General features: G+C 69.9%; 15 protein-coding genes. 10 read left to right on the forward strand and 5 right to left on the reverse strand.

What is annotated here, in order from left to right:
* Positions 1-17: 17 nt before the first annotated feature.
* On the forward strand, positions 18-1,247 hold the full coding sequence (locus tag NRG74_RS18060) for a thiolase family protein (protein ID WP_437181199.1): 1,230 nt from the start codon (positions 18-20) through the stop codon (positions 1,245-1,247).
* A gap of 112 nt (positions 1,248-1,359) precedes the next feature.
* Here the strand turns inward: NRG74_RS18060 and NRG74_RS18065 are convergent, their stop codons facing one another.
* The 5 genes from NRG74_RS18065 to NRG74_RS18085 all read right to left on the reverse strand — a co-directional run bounded on the left by NRG74_RS18065 (position 1,360) and on the right by NRG74_RS18085 (position 4,844).
* Positions 1,360-2,754: a sensor histidine kinase gene (locus NRG74_RS18065; protein ID WP_257704979.1), complete on the reverse strand. Its 1,395-nt coding sequence runs from the start codon at positions 2,752-2,754 to the stop codon at positions 1,360-1,362.
* Positions 2,751-3,428, reverse strand: coding sequence for a response regulator transcription factor (locus tag NRG74_RS18070; RefSeq protein ID WP_017639264.1), 678 nt, complete (start codon positions 3,426-3,428; stop codon positions 2,751-2,753). The genes NRG74_RS18065 and NRG74_RS18070 overlap by 4 nt, the downstream gene beginning before the upstream one ends.
* 58 nt (positions 3,429-3,486) lie before the next feature.
* The gene (locus NRG74_RS18075; RefSeq protein ID WP_257704980.1) at positions 3,487-4,038 is read right to left on the reverse strand and encodes a chorismate mutase; all 552 of its coding nucleotides are present in this window, start codon (positions 4,036-4,038) and stop codon (positions 3,487-3,489) included.
* 243 nt (positions 4,039-4,281) lie between these two features.
* Entirely contained in the window at positions 4,282-4,572 is a 291-nt protein-coding gene (gene zapA / locus NRG74_RS18080; protein ID WP_257704981.1) for a cell division protein ZapA, read from the reverse strand.
* Complete coding sequence (locus tag NRG74_RS18085) at positions 4,569-4,844, reverse strand: hypothetical protein (RefSeq protein WP_017639267.1); 276 nt, start codon at positions 4,842-4,844, stop codon at positions 4,569-4,571. Before NRG74_RS18085 ends, zapA begins: the two co-directional genes overlap by 4 nt.
* Before the next feature lie 300 nt (positions 4,845-5,144).
* Here NRG74_RS18085 and arnB point away from each other — a divergent pair, with 300 nt between their 5' ends.
* Genes arnB through NRG74_RS18130 form a run of 9 tightly spaced genes read left to right on the forward strand, consistent with a single transcriptional unit; the run spans position 5,145 to position 15,618 of the window.
* Positions 5,145-6,293: a UDP-4-amino-4-deoxy-L-arabinose aminotransferase gene (gene arnB / locus NRG74_RS18090; protein WP_257706613.1), complete on the forward strand. Its 1,149-nt coding sequence runs from the start codon at positions 5,145-5,147 to the stop codon at positions 6,291-6,293.
* Entirely contained in the window at positions 6,290-7,279 is a 990-nt protein-coding gene (gene arnC, locus NRG74_RS18095; protein ID WP_068384540.1) for an undecaprenyl-phosphate 4-deoxy-4-formamido-L-arabinose transferase, read from the forward strand. Before arnB ends, arnC begins: the two co-directional genes overlap by 4 nt.
* Before the next feature lie 14 nt (positions 7,280-7,293).
* The gene (gene arnA / locus NRG74_RS18100; RefSeq protein ID WP_437181158.1) at positions 7,294-9,273 is read left to right on the forward strand and encodes a bifunctional UDP-4-amino-4-deoxy-L-arabinose formyltransferase/UDP-glucuronic acid oxidase ArnA; all 1,980 of its coding nucleotides are present in this window, start codon (positions 7,294-7,296) and stop codon (positions 9,271-9,273) included.
* A gap of 11 nt (positions 9,274-9,284) precedes the next feature.
* On the forward strand, positions 9,285-10,166 hold the full coding sequence (gene arnD / locus NRG74_RS18105) for a 4-deoxy-4-formamido-L-arabinose-phosphoundecaprenol deformylase (protein WP_064307823.1): 882 nt from the start codon (positions 9,285-9,287) through the stop codon (positions 10,164-10,166).
* Positions 10,163-11,806 (forward strand): lipid IV(A) 4-amino-4-deoxy-L-arabinosyltransferase, encoded by a 1,644-nt coding sequence (gene arnT / locus NRG74_RS18110; RefSeq protein ID WP_257704982.1) that lies wholly within the window; start codon positions 10,163-10,165, stop codon positions 11,804-11,806. Before arnD ends, arnT begins: the two co-directional genes overlap by 4 nt.
* The gene (locus NRG74_RS18115) at positions 11,803-12,144 is read left to right on the forward strand and encodes an EamA family transporter (protein ID WP_184289557.1); all 342 of its coding nucleotides are present in this window, start codon (positions 11,803-11,805) and stop codon (positions 12,142-12,144) included. Before arnT ends, NRG74_RS18115 begins: the two co-directional genes overlap by 4 nt.
* Positions 12,141-12,542 carry a 4-amino-4-deoxy-L-arabinose-phosphoundecaprenol flippase subunit ArnF gene (gene arnF, locus NRG74_RS18120; protein ID WP_257704983.1) on the forward strand — a complete coding sequence of 134 codons (402 nt, stop codon included), beginning with the start codon at positions 12,141-12,143 and terminating at the stop codon, positions 12,540-12,542. The genes NRG74_RS18115 and arnF overlap by 4 nt, the downstream gene beginning before the upstream one ends.
* Positions 12,539-13,936 (forward strand): UDP-glucose dehydrogenase family protein, encoded by a 1,398-nt coding sequence (locus tag NRG74_RS18125; protein WP_257704984.1) that lies wholly within the window; start codon positions 12,539-12,541, stop codon positions 13,934-13,936. The genes arnF and NRG74_RS18125 overlap by 4 nt, the downstream gene beginning before the upstream one ends.
* On the forward strand, positions 13,936-15,618 hold the full coding sequence (locus NRG74_RS18130; protein ID WP_257704985.1) for a glycosyltransferase family 39 protein: 1,683 nt from the start codon (positions 13,936-13,938) through the stop codon (positions 15,616-15,618). The genes NRG74_RS18125 and NRG74_RS18130 overlap by 1 nt, the downstream gene beginning before the upstream one ends.
* Positions 15,619-15,766: the final 148 nt, after the last annotated feature.

The following is a 15,766-nucleotide window of genomic DNA, read 5'->3' on the forward strand; positions in this document are numbered from 1 at the left end:
ACCCGATGCCTACCGGAATGAGTGCGCTCTACGACGATGTCCTGCTGCTGGATGGTGTGCGCACGCCCTGGACCGATCTGAATGGCGCTCTGGGGCAGGTATCACCCACCGACCTGGGTATCGCCGTGGCGCGGGCGCTGCTGGCGCGCGGGCATGAGGCCGGGGCGGTGGACTCCGTGCTGGCCGGCTCGGTGGCCCAAGCCAGCTTCGATGCCTATCTGCTGCCACGCCACATCGGCCTCTATGCCGGGGTGCCCGAGGCGGTGCCGGCGCTGCAGGTGCAACGGGTCTGCGGCACCGGCCTGGAGCTGCTGCGCCAAGCCGGTGACCAATTGCAGAGCGGCCAGGCCAGTCGGGTGCTGTGCGTGGCGGCCGAGTCCATGACCCGCAATCCCATCGCCGCCTACACCCATCGCAGCGGCTTTCGCCTCGGCGCGCCGGTGGAATTCCACGACTTCCTCTGGGAGGCGCTCAAGGACCCGGCGGCCGGACTGGACATGATCGCCACCGCGGAGCGCCTGGCGCAGCGCCACGGCATCGCCCGCGAGGCCGTGGATGCCTGGGCGCTGCGCAGTTTCGAGCGCGCCCTGGCGGCCCAGCGTCAGGGCTGGTTCGCGGAAGAGATCGTGCCGGTGGCGGCGGCGCGCTTCGAGGCCGCGGGGCTGGCGCCAAGGGAATTGCGCCTGCCGCGGGGCTGCGCGGTGGTCGAGCATGACAGCCATCCGCGCGAGACGTCGCCGGAGGCCCTGGCGCGGCTGACGCCGGTACATCCGGGCGGCGTCCAGACCGCCGGCAACAGCTGCGCGGTGGCCGACGGCGCCGCCGCCGTGCTGCTGGCGCGGGGCGCGACTGCCGCGTCGGCACGGGCACTGGCCTGGGTGCGCGGCAGTTGCGTGGTAGGCGTGCCGCCGGACGTCATGGGCAGCGGCCCGGTACCGGCCATCCAGGGCCTGCTCGACCGCGCCGGCCTGACCCTGGACGCCATCGACCGCCTGGAGATCAACGAAGCCCAGGGCGCCCAGCTGCTGGCGGTGCAGCAGGCCCTGGAGCTGGATCCGGCGCGCCTCAATGTGCACGGCGGCGCCATCGCCCTGGGTCATCCGCTGGCCGCCACCGGCCTGCGCCTGGCCATCACCCTGGCGCGTCAGTTGCGCGCCGAGGGGCTCAGGTATGGCGTGGCGGCGGTGTGCATTGGTGGCGGGCAGGGGATGGCGGTGTTGCTGGAGAATCCGGGGTGGCGGGGATAGGGCAGAGCACCGGGATTTAGCTCCGTGCCGCACAGCCCCCTCTCCCTTGGGGAGAGGGTTGGGGTGAGGGGATAGGCTCCGGCGTGTTGGGCTTCGCTGCGCTCAACCCAACCTACGAAGCCTCCACCGGCGGCACGACCGGGGGCGGGAAATGGATGGCCACCCGCAGGCCCTGGCCGCCTGCTGCGGTCGCCAGTTCGATGCCGGCGTCGTGGGCGGTAGCGATGTCGCGGACGATGGCCAGCCCCAGACCGGTGCCGTGGATGCCGCTGTCGAGGCGATAGAAGCGCTCGAAGATGCGTTCGCGCTCCGCCTCGGGAATGCCCGGGCCGTCGTCTTCCACCTCCAGTACCGTCGCTCCGGCCTGGCCACGCAGCCGCACCGTGACCTGGCCGCCGCGCGGGGTGTATCTGAGGGCGTTGTCGACCAGGTTGTCGAGCAGGTCGCGCAGCTGAAAGGCGTTGCCCTGCACGGTCTGCGGCTCCAGTTCGTAGCCCAGGTCGATGCCGTGGCCATCGGCCTGGGACAGCTGGCTGGGCATGGCTGCGCCGATCAGCTCGTCCAGCCGCAGGGGTTCGCGTGGCGGACTTTCCAGGCGTGCGGTGGCGGCGCGGGCCAGGGTCAGCAACTGGTTGGTCTGGCGGGTCATGCGCTCGGTGGCGGCCTGGAGTTGCGCCAGGGCCGCGGCGCTTTCAGCATCCCCGGCATGGCGCTGGCGCAGCCACTGGGTCAGGGTGCTGATGCCGGCCAGCGGGGTGCGCAACTGGTGCGCCATGTCATCGAGAAAGGCGCGCTGGTTGCGTGCGCCCTCGCGGATGCGCAGCAGCAGGCCGTTGAGCGCGGTGACGAAGGTGCCCAGTTCGCGAGGCGCACCCTCTTCGCGCAGTGGCGCCAGGTCATCGTAGTGGCGGCTGTCGAGCTGGCGCTCCAGCCGTTCCAGGGGCTTGAGGCCCCGGCGCACCGCCCAGAGCAACTGGGCGGCGATCAGCAGGGCGACCAGGATCTGCACCGCCACCAGGGTCAGCACCATGCGCTGCAGGGCGGCGGTGTGGCGACTCAGGGTCTGGGCCACGCTGGCCACCACCGGTTGCCCGGCTACCGCGCCGAGGCGGCCGACCATGAACACCGAGCGGTCGTTGATGCGGGTGCGCAGGGCGGTGGTATGGCCGTCGCGCATCTCGTCGGTGATCTCCTGGACGGGCATGGCCTCATCGCCGAACAGCAGCTGGCCATCGAGGGTGCGGACCGCCAGCCAGACGTGGTCGTGGCTGTTGTGGCGCAGCAGGTAGTCGGCTTCCGTCGGCAGCCACAGGCGGCCGTTGCCATCCACCTCCAGTTGTTCGAGCAGCAGGATCACCGCATCGGTGAGATCGCCGTCCAGGGCGCTGAACGCCGGTTTGCGGGCGAACTGATAGCTGACCACCGCGCCGGCGAGGTTTACCAGGAGCACCGGCAGCACCAGCCACTTGAGCAGCCGCCGGCGCAGGCTGGGCGCGGTGGCGGTCATGGCGCGGCTTCTTCCAGGCGATAGCCGAAGCCGCGCACGGTACGGATGCCGACCCCGGAGTCGGCCAGTTTCAGCCGTAGCCGCGAGACATAGACCTCCACGGCGTTGTGGGTCAGGTCCTCGCTGCCCCAGGGGGCCAGGGCGTCGATGATCTGCTGCTTGGAGACCACCTTGCCGGCCTGGCGCAGCAGGTGTTCGAGCACCGCCCACTCGCGGGCCGAGAGATCCAGTGAGGTGTCGCCAAGGCGCGCCTGGTGGGCGGCGGTGTCCAGGCGCAAGACGCCAAGGGTGAGGTCGGCGCTGCTCTGGCCACCGGCGCGACGGACCAGCGCCTTGATCCGCGCCACCAGCTCGGGCACGGCGAAGGGCTTGACCAGGTAGTCGTCGGCACCCACCTCGAAGCCATGTACCCGGTCGTCGATGGCGTCGCGGGCGGTGAGCAGCAGCACCGGCTGATCGCTGCCACGCTGGCGCAGGCGGCGGACCACCTCGAAGCCGTCCAGGCCACCGGGCAGGCCGATGTCCAGCACCACCACGGCGAAGCGGGTGGTGCGCAGCCAGGCGTCGGCCTCGGCGCCGGTGCGCAGGAGGTCGACCTGCATGCCATGGCCTTCCAGGACGCGGCGGATACCGTCGGCCAGGGTGGCGTCATCTTCGACGAGCAGGATGTGCATGTAGGGTCCTTGGATTCAACGCGGTTCGGTCGCCGTGCCGCCGATTATGCACAGGCTCTCAGCGCGGCAGGGTGCAGAAATCGCCCAGCGCCCGCACCAGGGCCAGGCGGTGGAGATCATCGGGGCGTGCGGCGGCGAGATGGGCGGCGAGGGCGCGCTCCAGCTGCGCCGGGCAGTCCGCGGCGGCGCGCAATTCGCCGGTGGCGGCGAGACCGCCGAGCAGCCTGGCCTGGAGTTCGTTCAGCTGGGTCCTGAGTGCCGTGAGGTCCGTCGTGCTGGCGGGCAGCGGCTGTTCGTTGCGCCGCCAGGCCTGCAGCAGGCCGTATTGCACCAGCTTGTTGGCTTCCATCTGGGCGGCGAAAAAGATCTGGGCGGTGGCCGGGGAGACGGCGGCGCCAGGCGCGGCCTGAGCGACGTCCTGCAGCACCTGGCGTTCGCGTGTTTCGTCCAGCACCGGCTTGCCGCTGTCGTGCTTGCTGCGGGCCACCTGATCGGCCAGCGTCAGGCGCTGGGCCATGGCGTCCAGCAGGGCCGGCAGCGGTGCCGGCGCGGCCTGGGCGCCGAGGGCGAGACTCAACAACGGCAAGGCGAGCCAGCGAATACCCGACATGACGGACCTCCAGGGCAGGGGAAGGGCACCGAAGCTCGCATGGGCCAGCGGGGTGGTCAAGATTAGCGGGGCAGGGCGGTGTGGCTTTCGTAGGTTGGGCTGAGACGGCCCCATCGTCGAAGCCCAACACGGCGGAGTCGAGCGTATGCCGGCGGCTTCGCGCGGAGCGGCGCCCTCACCCCACCCCTCTCCCCAGGGGAAAGGGGGCAGAGCGGCGTGGGTGGCGTGCCTCTGTGGATGAGGCTAGGCCTCCTGCGTCGCCCGTACCTCGGCGGTCAGGGCCTGGAGGCGGGTGTCGAGGGCGCTCAGGGCGCCGGCGTCGGCGGCAGTGTCCAGGCTCAGGCGCAGGGCGGCCAGCACCAGTAGCTCGATGGCATCACCGCGGCGGCGATCGCCCTGGATGGCGACCAGTTCGTCGCGCAGGCGGGCGGCGGCCTGTTGCAGGGCGGCGCGGTCGCCTTCGGCCACCTTGAAGCGGTAGCGGCGACCGAGCACCTCCACCTCGTCGTTGGCGCCTGCGCCTGCGGTCTTCACTCGACGCTGGCCGCGTGGCGCTGCTCGGCGTCGGCGGCTACGGTCTGCTCCACCGACTGCGCGGAGAGCAGGGCCAGCAGGCCTTCCACGCGCTGGCGGGTGCTGGCGCCGTGTTCTTCCTGCTCCAGCAGACTCAGTTGCAGGGTGTCGTTTTCCTCGCGCGCGGCCAGCAGGGCCTGCTCCAGTTCCTGGGTGCGGGCGGTCAGGCGCTGGTTGCGCTGCAGCAGGTCGCGGATGGCGGTTTCCAGTTCGCTCAGGGTGTTGTCCAGCATGGGCGCGGTCGTCTCTCGTGTCAGGTTCGGGACTGCCAAAGGGGCAGGGATCAGCATTCTAGGCCTCTCACCGACCACCGGCACCCCATTCGTAGCAGGCTAAGCCCTTGTTTTGCCAAGGGGTTCACGGGGGTGGCCGGCGAGCTGACCGGCTGTCAGGCAGTTGTCAGGTTGCGCTAAGGGGGCCGTAAGGCAAGACGCCTTAGCCTGGGCTCATCGCGTCGGCTGTCCTGTCCCGGCGCCCCTCGCTTCGGATGAGCCGCCATGACCGATCTGTCCCAGAGCACCGCCCCGCGTCAGCTGGACGAGCCTTTCCTGCCGTTCTCCCGACCCAGCATCGGCGCCGAGGAAGTGGCCGCGGTGAGCCGGGTGCTGACCTCGGGCTGGATCACCACCGGGCCCCAGGCCAACCTGCTGGAAGAGCGCTTCGCCGATTCGGTGGGCGCCGCCCACGCCGTGGCCCTGTGCTCGGCCACCGCCGCCATGCACGTGACCCTGCTGGCGCTGGACATCGGCCCGGGCGACGAGGTGATCACCCCCTCGCTGACCTGGGTCTCCACCGCCAACATGATCACCCTGATCGGCGCCACCCCGGTGTTCGTCGACGTCGATCGCGACACCCTGATGGTCTCCGCCGAGCAGGTGGCCGCCGCCATCACCCCGCGCACCAAGGCCATCGTGCCGGTGCACTACGCCGGTGCCAGCTGCGACCTGGCCCCGCTGCGCGCCCTGGCCCGCAAGCATGGCGTGGCGCTGATCGAAGACGCCGCCCACGCCGCCGGCACCCGCTACCAGGGCGAGCCCATCGGCCAGCGTGGCACCGCCATCTTCAGCTTTCACGCCATCAAGAACCTGACCTGCGCCGAAGGCGGCATGCTGGTGACCGACGACGCCACCCTGGCCGAGCGGGTGCGCCGCTTGAAATTCCACGGTCTGGCGGTAGATGCCTTCGACCGTCACGCCCTGGGCCGCAAGCCCCAGGCCCAGGTGCAGGAGCCCGGCTTCAAATACAACCTCTCGGACATCCACGCCGCCCTGGCCCTGGTGCAGCTGGATCGCCTGGGCGACATCAACAGCCGCCGGCGGCTGCTGGCCCAGGCCTACACCCAGCGCCTGGCCCAGCTGCCGGTCGCCCCGCTGGCGCTGCCCGACTACGCCCAGACCCACGCCTGGCACCTCTACATCCTGCGCATCTGCCCCGAGCGTTGCGGGCTGGAGCGCGAAGCCTTCATGGCCGGCCTCAAGGCGCGCGGCATCGGCACTGGCATCCATTTCACCGCCACCCACCTGCACCCCTGGTACCGCGAGCGCTGGCCGGAGCTGGCGCTGCCCAACAGCGAATGGAATTCGGCCCGGCTGTGCTCCATCCCGCTGTTTCCCGACATGACCCTCGCCGACGTCGACCGCGTGGTCGGCGCCATCGAAGACCTGCTGGAGAAAGGCGCATGAAGCCCTATGCCATCGACCGGGTATCCGTGGTGATCCCCGTCTACAACGAAGAAGCCAGCCTGCCGGAACTGCTGCGCCGCACCCGCGCCGCCTGCCGCCTGCTGGATTGCCAGGTGGAGATCATCCTGGTCGACGACGGCAGCCGCGACCGCAGCGCCGAACTGCTGCAGCAGGCCGCCAGCGAGCCGGACAGCCCAGTCGTGGCGGTGCTGCTCAATCGCAACTACGGCCAACACTCGGCGATCCTCGCCGGCTTCGAGCAGGCCCGGGGCGATCTGATCATCACCCTGGACGCCGATCTGCAGAATCCGCCGGAAGAGATCCCGCGCCTGGTGCACACCGCCGCCCAGGGCTACGACGTGGTCGGCACCGTGCGCCAGCAGCGCCAGGATTCCTATCTGCGCACCCTGCCGTCGCGGCTGATCAATCGCGCCGTGCAGCGTTCCACCGGCGTCGCCATGCGCGACTACGGCTGCATGCTGCGCGCCTATCGTCGCCAGGTGGTGCAGTCGATGCTGGCCTGCCACGAGCGCAGCACCTTCATCCCGATCCTGGCCAACAGCTTCGCCCGCCACACCACCGAGATCGAGGTGGCCCACGCCGAGCGCGAACACGGGGATTCCAAGTACGGCTTCCTCAAGCTGATCAACCTGATGTTCGACCTGCTGACCTGCATGACCACCACCCCGCTGCGCATGCTCAGCCTGTTCGGCGGTGGCCTGGCCATCTTCGGTTTCCTCTTCGCCGCGCTGCTGCTGGTGCTGCGCGTCACCCACGGCGCCGAGTGGGCGGCCGATGGCGTGTTTTCGCTGTTCGCCGTGCTGTTCATCTTTACCGGCGCCCAGTTCGTCGGCCTCGGTCTGCTCGGCGAGTACCTCGGCCGGGTGTACCACGACGTCCGTGCCCGGCCCCGGTTCCACGTGGAACAAGTGATCCGCGCCGCCACCCTTTCTCCTTCGCCGGCGCCGCTGCGCCAGGTCCAGTAACAGGAAAGCCCCTGATGAAAACCGCCATCGTCTTCGCCTACCACGACATCGGCTGCGCCGGCCTCGCCGCGCTGATCCAGGCCGGCTATCCCATCGCCGCCGTCTTCACCCACCCGGATGACCCGAGCGAGAACCGCTTCTTCGGTTCGGTGGCCCAGCTCTGCGCCCGCCACGGCATCCCGGTGCACGCGCCGGAAGACGTCAACCACCCGATCTGGGTCGAGCGCATCCGCGCCCTGGAGCCGGATTTCATCTTCTCCTTCTACTACCGCAACCTGCTGTCCAACGACGTCCTGGCCTGCGCCAAGCGCGGCGCCTACAACCTGCACGGCTCGCTGCTGCCGCGCTATCGCGGTCGCGCCCCGGCCAACTGGGTGCTGGTCAACGGCGAGACCGAGACCGGTGTGACCCTGCACCGCATGGTCCAGCGCGCCGACGCCGGCGCCATCGTCGCCCAGCAGCGCGTCGCCATCGCCGCCGACGACACCGCCCTGACCCTGCACGCCAAGCTGCGCGAAGCCAGCCAGACGCTGCTGCGCGACAGCCTGCCGGCCCTGGCCGAAGGCCGCCTGACCGAACGCGAGCAGGACGAGAGCCAGGCCACCACCTTTGGCCGCCGCAGCGCCGCCGATGGCGAGCTGGAGTGGAGCCGTCCGGCCGTGGAGCTGAACAACCTGGTGCGCGCCGTGACCCAACCCTATCCGGGCGCCTTCGGCTGGATCGGTGATCGCAAGCTGATCGTCTGGAGCGCCCAGGCGCGTCAGGAAAGCCATGACCAGGCCCCCGGCAGCGTGCTGAGCCTGGAGCCGCTGCGCATCGCCTGTGGCGAGGGTGTCCTGGAAATCCAGGCCGGTCAGCTGGGCGACAACGGCCTCTATCTGTCCGGTCCGCAACTGGCCCGCGAGGCCGGCCTGGTGGCCGGTGCCCGCCTGCACCGCCAGGATCGCCGCGCCAAGCGCCGCACCCGGGTGCTGATCCTGGGCGTCAACGGTTTCATCGGCAACCACCTCTCCGAGCGCCTGCTGGCAGACGGCGAGTACGAGGTCTATGGCCTGGACATCGGCTCCGACGCCATCGAGCGCCTCAAGGCCAATCCGAATTTCCACTATGTGGAAGGCGACATCTCCATCCACACCGAGTGGCTGGAATACCACATCAAGAAGTGCGACGTGGTGCTGCCGCTGGTGGCCATCGCCACCCCCATCGAATACACCCGCAATCCGCTGCGCGTGTTCGAACTGGACTTCGAGGAAAACCTCAAGATCGTTCGCCACTGCGTGAAATACGGCAAGCGCGTGATCTTCCCGTCCACCTCCGAGGTGTACGGCATGTGCCAGGACGAGCGCTTCGACGAAGACCGCTCCAACCTGGTGGTCGGCCCGATCAACAAGCAGCGCTGGATCTACTCGGTCTCCAAGCAGCTGCTCGACCGGGTCATCTGGGCCTACGGCGCCAAGGGTCTGAAATTCACCCTGTTCCGTCCGTTCAACTGGATGGGCCCGCGCCTGGATCGGCTGGACTCCGCGCGCATCGGCAGCTCCCGCGCCATCACCCAGCTGATCCTCAACCTGGTGGAAGGCACCCCGATCAAGCTGGTCGACGGCGGCGCCCAGAAGCGCTGCTTCACCGACGTCGACGACGGCATCGAGGCGCTGTTCCGCATCATCGAGAACCAGGGCGGTCGCTGCGACGGCCAGATCATCAACATCGGCAACCCGGACAACGAAGCGAGCATTCGCGAGCTGGCCGAGGAGCTGCTGGCCCAGTTCGAGGCCCATCCGCTGCGCCACGAATTCCCGCCCTTCGCCGGCTTCCGCGAGGTGGAGAGCAAGAGCTTCTACGGCGACGGTTACCAGGACGTGGCCCACCGCAAGCCCAGCGTGGAGAACGCCCGCCGCCTGATCGACTGGCAGCCGAGCACCGCCATGGCCGCCACCGTCGGCAAGACGCTGGACTTCTTCCTGCGCGAAGCCATGGCGCAGCGGGAGGCCTGATGAAAGCCCTGATCCCGGCCAGCCTGCGCATCGACGTGGACACCTATCGCGGCACCCGCGAAGGAGTACCGCGGCTGCTCGACCTGCTGGACGAAGCCGGGGTCAAGGCCAGCTTCTTCTTCAGCGTCGGACCGGACAACATGGGCCGCCACCTCTGGCGCCTGGTGAAGCCCACCTTCCTGTGGAAGATGCTCAGATCCAAGGCCGCCAGCCTCTATGGCTGGGACATCCTCTTGGCCGGCACCGCCTGGCCGGGCCGCCCCATCGGCCGCGACCTCGGTCACCTGATGCGCGAGACCCGCGCCCGTGGCCACGAGGTCGGGCTGCACGCCTGGGATCACCATGCCTGGCAGGCCCACACCGGCAGCTGGAGCCTGGAGCGCCTGGGCGCGGAATTCGGCCGTGGCCTGCAGGCCCTGGAAGACATTCTCGGCGCCCGGGTCGACTGCTCCGCCGCCGCCGGCTGGCGCGCCGATCCGCGGGTGGTGCTGGCCAAGGAAGCCTTCGGCCTCAGGTACAACAGCGATTGCCGCGGCAGTGCGCTGTTCCGCCCGCGGCTGGGCAACGGCAGCCACGGCACCCCCCAGGTGCCGGTGGACATGCCGACCTTCGACGAGGTGGTTGGCCCGGAGCTGGCCGCCGGTGACTGGAACGACTATCTGCTCAAGCGCTTCCGTCCGGGTGCGCTCAACGTCTACACCCTGCACGCCGAGGTGGAAGGCATCGCCTTCGCCGAGGACTTTCGCGCCCTGCTCAAGGCGGCGCGGGAAGAGGGTGTCCTGTTCCTGACCCTGGGCGACCGCCTGCCGGCCGATCCGCGCCAATTGCCCGCGGGCAACCTGGTGCGTGGCAGCCTGGCCGGACGCCAGGGCTGGCTGGGCGTGCAGGCATGAGTCGGCGCCGCCTGTGGATGCTGCTGCCGCTGGCGCTGCTGGCCTATGCCCTGCCGCTGGCCTGGCGCGGCCTGTGGATTCCGGACGAGTCGCGCTATGCGCAGATCGCCCAGGAGCTCTGGCGGCGTGGCGACTGGGTGGTGCCGCACTTCCTCGGCCTGCCCTATTTCGAGAAGCCCATCGGCGGCTACTGGACCCAGGCCATCGCCCAGGCCTGGCTCGGTGACTCGCTGTTCAGTGTGCGCCTGGTGCCACTGCTGGCCAGTCTGGCCACCGCCGCCCTGGTGGTGCGCCTGACCCGGCTGATCTGGCAGGACCGCCCGCTGGCGCTGCTCGCCGGGGTGGTCTATCTCTCCTGCGTGGCCGTGGCGGGGTTGGCCACCTACGTGACCCTCGACGCCCAGTTCGCCTTCTGGATGGCCCTGGCGCTGCTCGCCCTCTGGCAGGCCCAGGCCGCCGCGACCCGCGGCGCGGCCCTGGTGCAGTGGGCGCTGCTGGGGCTGGCCTGTGGCTGCGGCCTGCTGACCAAGGGCTTTCTCGCCCTGGTGCTGCCGGTGCTGGTGGCCGTGCCCTTCTTCCTCTGGCAGCGGCGCCTGGGCGAGTTGCTCTGCCGCGGTCCCCTGGCGGTGCTGGTGGCGATCCTGGTGGTCGCCCCCTGGGCGCTGCTGGTGGCCCAGCGCGATGCGGACTTCTGGAATTTCTTCTTCTGGCACGAGCACATCCAGCGTTTCGCCGGCCAGGATGCCCAGCACGAGCGGCCGTTCTGGTTCTATGGCCCGGTGCTGCTGCTGGCCATCCTGCCCTGGGCCGGCCTGCTGCCACGTACCCTGGGCCGGACCTGGCAGGAGCGCCGCCATGCTGGTACCGCCTTCCTCGGCATCGCCGTGGTCGGCCAGTTGCTGTTCTTCAGCTTCAGCCGCGGCAAGCTGCCCACCTACCTGCTGCCGACCCTGGCCGCCCTGGTGCCGCTGCTGGCGCGCACCCTGCTGGAGGCGGGCCGCCGCGGCGCCACCGGCGCCCTGCGCCTGAACGGCCTGTGCAATCTGTTGCTGGGTCTGGCCGGCGTTGCCGCCCTGCTGATCTATGGCGGTCACCTCTATGAGAGCGGCGAAGGCCTGACCCGCGCCCTGGCCCTGCTGGCGCCCCTGGCGCTGCTGCTGGCCGGTCTGGCCGCCCTGGTCTGGCCGCGGCGCACCCTGCTGGCGCCGGCCCTGGCGCTCTGGGTGCTGCTGCCGCTGCTGTCCATCGCCCTGCCCAACAGCCTGGTCGACAACAAGCTGCCGAGCAGCTTCATCCAGGCCCAGCTCGGCCACTTCAAGAATGCCGGCCTGCTGGTCAGCAACGACCTCGGCGTGGCCGCTAGCCTGGCCTGGGCCACTCACCGCGACGACGTGGTGCTGGTGGGCGGTCCGGGCGAGCTCAAGTACGGCTTCGCCCGCGAGCCGGCCAGCGGTCGCCTGATCGAAGAGCGCGACCTGGCCGCCTGGCTCGCCGCCCATCGCGACCAGGGTCCGGTGGCCATCCTCTTGCGGGTCGACGGTCCCAGCGATCGCCAGCTGCTCGACAGCCTGCCCGAGCCCGGCGAGAGCATCGCCAGCGAGCGCCTGGTGCTGCTGGTCTATCCGAGGCCGACACCATGACCGCCCTCGACGGCCTGCTGATCGCCGTGGTGATCGGCCTCACCTGCGCCGGCCAACTGGGCCAGAAGCGCGCGGTGGCCGCCGGCAACGCCCTGGCCGCACGACTGCGCTCGCCCTGGCTGTGGGGCGCCCTGGTCTGCCTGGGCCTTGCCCTGCTGGTCTGGTGCGCGGTGCTGCAGCGGGTGCCGGTGGGCGTCGCCTATCCCTTGCTCTCGCTCAACACCCTGGCGGTGACCCTGCTGGCCCGGCTGGTGTTCGGCGAGGCGGTGGACGCCCGCGCCTGGTGCGGCTGCCTGTGCATCGTCGCCGGCGCCGCGCTGCTGGGGGGCCAGCTATGAACGGCCTGTTCCCGCTCGGCCTGAGCATCCTGCTCACCACCCTCGCGCAACTGTCTCTGCGCGCCGCCCTGGTGCGGCTGCCGGCGATGGCCACGTGGCTGAGCACGCCGTCGGCGCTGTTCGGCGCGGCCGGTCTGCTGCTGGCCCTGGGCATCCTCTGCTATGGCCTGTCGCTGCTGGCCTGGTTGGCCGCCCTGGCGCGTCTGCCGCTGGGCCGCGCCTATGCGGCGCTCGGCCTCTCCTATGTCTTCGTCCACCTCGGCGCGGTCTGGTTGCCAGGCGCCGCCGAATCCTTCACCCCCTGGAAAACCCTGGGCGTCGCGCTGGTCGTGGCCGGCGTCGCCCTTGTCGGCGGGCCCCGGGCCAGCGCCGCTCCCACCCTGAGGAATACCCTATGAACATCAGCGTTTTCGGCATCGGCTACGTGGGTCTGGTGCAGGCCGCCGTGCTGGCGGAAGTCGGCCACCAGGTGGTGTGCATGGACATCGATCGCGCCAAGATCGACAAGCTCAAGCGTGGCGAGGTGACCCTCTATGAGCCGGGTCTGGAAGAACTGGTGCGCAGCAACCTGGCCGCTGGCCGCCTGGTGTTCACCCACGAGGCCGCCGAAGCCGTGGCCCATGGCGCCGTGCAATTCATCGCCGTGGGTACCCCGCCGGCCGCCGATGGCTCGGCCGATCTGTCCGCCGTCTTCGCCGTGGCCGAGACCATCGCCCGCCTGCGCCGCGAGCCGCTGATCGGCCAGCCGGTCTCCCGCGATCCGCTCTTGGTGGTGAACAAGTCCACCGTGCCGGTGGGCACCGGCGACCGCGTCCGCGCGCTGATCCACGAGGTGTTCGCCGAAGAGGGTCGCACCCTGCACGTGGAGGTGGTCTCCAACCCGGAATTCCTCAAGGAAGGCGCCGCCATCGCCGACTGCAAGAAGCCCGATCGCATCGTGGTGGGCACCGATTCGCCGGTGGCCCGCGACCTGATGCGCGAACTCTATGCGCCCTTCAACCGCAACCATGACCGCATCCAGTGCATGGACCTGCGCAGCGCCGAGCTGGCCAAGTACGCCGCCAACAGCCTGCTGGCGGTCAAGATCAGCTTCATCAACCAGATCGCCGAACTCGCCGAGCACGTCGGCGCCGACATCGAGGCGGTACGCCAGGCCATCGGCGCCGATCCGCGCATCGGCCACCACTTCATCTACCCGGGCTGCGGCTACGGCGGCTCCTGCTTCCCCAAGGACCTGCAGGCGCTGATCCGCACCGGCGAGGAAAACGCCGTGGAGCTGGATCTGCTGCGCGCCGTGGAGGCCATCAACGTGCGCCAGAAGACCAAGCTGTTCGAGCGCATCAACACCTACTTCGACGGTGACCTGCGCGGCCGTACCTTCGCCCTCTGGGGACTGGCCTTCAAACCCAACACCGACGACATGCGCGATGCGCCCAGCCGGGTACTGATGGAAGCCCTCTGGGCGGCCGGCGCCAAGGTGCGCGCCTTCGATCCGGTGGCCATGGCCGAGGCCCAGCGTCTCTATGGCCATGACGAACGCCTGGCACTGATGGGTACCCCCGAGGCCGCCCTGGCCGGGGCCGATGCCCTGGTCATCTGCACCGAGTGGCAACAGTTCAAAGCGCCGGACTTCGATCTGATCGCCCGCCAGCTCAACCAGCCGCTGATCTTCGACGGGCGCAACCTGTTCGATCCCGAGCGCATGGAGCGCCGCGGCATCGAATACTTCGCCATCGGGCGTGGCGCCGCCCTGGGCGGTCCTCAGGTCACCCGCCGCGTGGATGCCGCCTGATGGTCTCGCCCATGCCCCTGACCCCACGCAGCGCGCCCCTCTACGCGCTGCCGGCGGCCAGTCGCCTGCGCCGTGAAAGCCTGCTGCTCGGGGTGGTCGCCACCCTGATGTTCACCCTCGGCATCTGGAACCAGGCGCCCCAGGGCTTCGACGGTCGCTGGGCGGTCTTCCTCGGCGAGATGTTTCGCCATGGCCCGTCCTTTTTCGCCACCACCTACGGCCAGCCCTATCCGGACTATCCCGGCACCGCCACCTGGCTGAGCTGGCTGGCCGCGCGGGTGATCGGCGCGCCCAATCACCTGGCCAACGTGCTGCCCACCGCCCTGGCCTCGGCCGCGGTGCTGGCGCTGACCTATCGGCTGCTGGCCGACACCCGCCGCGCCTGGGCACTGCTCACGGTGCTCCTGGTGGCCCTGACCCCGCAGTGGCTGGAAAAGGCCCGCGCGGTCTGCCTGGACCAGCTGGTCGCCCTGGTGGTGGTGCTCTGCTTCTACCTGCTCCATAGCGCCGACCGCGACGGCCGCCCGCTGCGCCGCCTGCTGGTGTTGCCGCTGTTCGCCCTGGGCTTCGCCATCCGCGGCCCGTTGGGGCTGATCGAGCCCTGTGGCGTGGTCTGCCTCTACTGGCTGGTGGTCGCCTGGGGCGAGCCGGCGCGCCGCACCTTCGCCCTGCAGCGCCTCTTTGGCTATGGCCTGGCCGGTCTCGCCTTGCTCGCCCTGGGCTGGTGGACGCTGATCCAGCTGGCCCATCACGAGGGCGGGGCGGCTTTCGCCGCCGAGGTCTGGCACATGCAGGTCACCGGCCGGCTGGACGAGAGCGGCAAGCCGTTCTGGTTCTATCTGCAGCTGGGGCTGTATCGCTATCTGCCGGTGCTGCCCCTGGCGCTGCTGGTGCTGCTGGCCGAGCGCCGTCGTCTGCTGACCTGGCCGCACACCGCCCAGCGCCGCCTGCTGCTGGGCCTCGCCGGGAGCGGTCTGCTGATCCTGGTCGGACTGTCCATCCCGCACTTCAAGCGCGCCTACTATGTGGTGCCCATGGTGCCTTTCCTGGCCGCCATCGCCGCCCATGGCCTGCTGCGTGCGGAGAGCTGGTTCCGCCGGGTCGCGCCGCTCTACACGGCGCTGGTACTAGCCCTGCCGGGGCTCGCCCTGATCGCCATGCTGGTCTGCCGTCACCTCTGGCAGCGCCACGGCTACTGGCCGGACGTCTCCCTGGCGCTGCTGGTGCCGGCCTTCGTCCTGCTGCAGATCGCCGCCCTGGTCGGCTGGCGGCGCCTGACCGGCAGTCGCCGGCTGCTTGCCCTGAGCGCCCTGGCGCTGGCCGCTCAGTGGCTGATGCTGGTCACGGTGGTGGAGCCAGCCCAGGACCTGCAGTACGACACCCGCGGTTTCGTCCAGCAGGTAGAGGGTCTGCGTCAGCAGCAGCCGGGTCCGCTGGTGTTCTTTGGTCTCGGCCAGGACAGTTGGGCGATCCGCTACATGATGAACCTGGACCACGACGAGCAGCCGATCTTCATCGCCCGACCCCAGGTCGCGGACCTGGCGCACCTGCCGTCCGGTGCCTGGATCATCCTCGCCCGCGACGACCGTGAACTGCTGGCGGGTACCCCGCTTGCCGACCTGACCCCGGTGCTGGGGCGCCGGCTCAACGGCAATCCCTGCCTGGTGTATCGCCTGCCCTGAGGCCCCCGGAGCCGACTTAGAGCCTGTTCATAATCTCGCGAGCTAGAGCCAAACAAGGCGAAAAGGCTTGAGGAAGCGGAGTTTACAGATCGTAAATGAGCATTCCGAAAGCCTTTTCAACGTGGTTTGGCCGACGCGCAGCAGATTA

Origin of the sequence: Pseudomonas oryzihabitans, from assembly GCF_024652905.1 — a bacterium.
GTDB classification, from domain to species: Bacteria; Pseudomonadota; Gammaproteobacteria; order Pseudomonadales; family Pseudomonadaceae; genus Chryseomonas; species Chryseomonas benzopyrenica.

What these genes read in the sequence shown, in the direction of transcription:
- arnA (WP_437181158.1), top strand. Translation starts at nt 7,294, where the DNA reads ATGAAAACCGCCATCGTCTTCGCCTACCACGACATCGGCTGCGCCGGC.
- NRG74_RS18065 (WP_257704979.1), bottom strand. Translation starts at nt 2,754, where the DNA reads ATGACCGCCACCGCGCCCAGCCTGCGCCGGCGGCTGCTCAAGTGGCTG.
- arnC (WP_068384540.1), top strand. Translation starts at nt 6,290, where the DNA reads ATGAAGCCCTATGCCATCGACCGGGTATCCGTGGTGATCCCCGTCTAC.
- NRG74_RS18070 (WP_017639264.1), bottom strand. Translation starts at nt 3,428, where the DNA reads ATGCACATCCTGCTCGTCGAAGATGACGCCACCCTGGCCGACGGTATC.
- NRG74_RS18115 (WP_184289557.1), top strand. Translation starts at nt 11,803, where the DNA reads ATGACCGCCCTCGACGGCCTGCTGATCGCCGTGGTGATCGGCCTCACC.
- NRG74_RS18085 (WP_017639267.1), bottom strand. Translation starts at nt 4,844, where the DNA reads ATGCTGGACAACACCCTGAGCGAACTGGAAACCGCCATCCGCGACCTG.
- NRG74_RS18125 (WP_257704984.1), top strand. Translation starts at nt 12,539, where the DNA reads ATGAACATCAGCGTTTTCGGCATCGGCTACGTGGGTCTGGTGCAGGCC.
- NRG74_RS18060 (WP_437181199.1), top strand. Translation starts at nt 18, where the DNA reads ATGAGTGCGCTCTACGACGATGTCCTGCTGCTGGATGGTGTGCGCACG.
- arnT (WP_257704982.1), top strand. Translation starts at nt 10,163, where the DNA reads ATGAGTCGGCGCCGCCTGTGGATGCTGCTGCCGCTGGCGCTGCTGGCC.
- arnF (WP_257704983.1), top strand. Translation starts at nt 12,141, where the DNA reads ATGAACGGCCTGTTCCCGCTCGGCCTGAGCATCCTGCTCACCACCCTC.
- NRG74_RS18130 (WP_257704985.1), top strand. Translation starts at nt 13,936, where the DNA reads ATGGTCTCGCCCATGCCCCTGACCCCACGCAGCGCGCCCCTCTACGCG.
- NRG74_RS18075 (WP_257704980.1), bottom strand. Translation starts at nt 4,038, where the DNA reads ATGTCGGGTATTCGCTGGCTCGCCTTGCCGTTGTTGAGTCTCGCCCTC.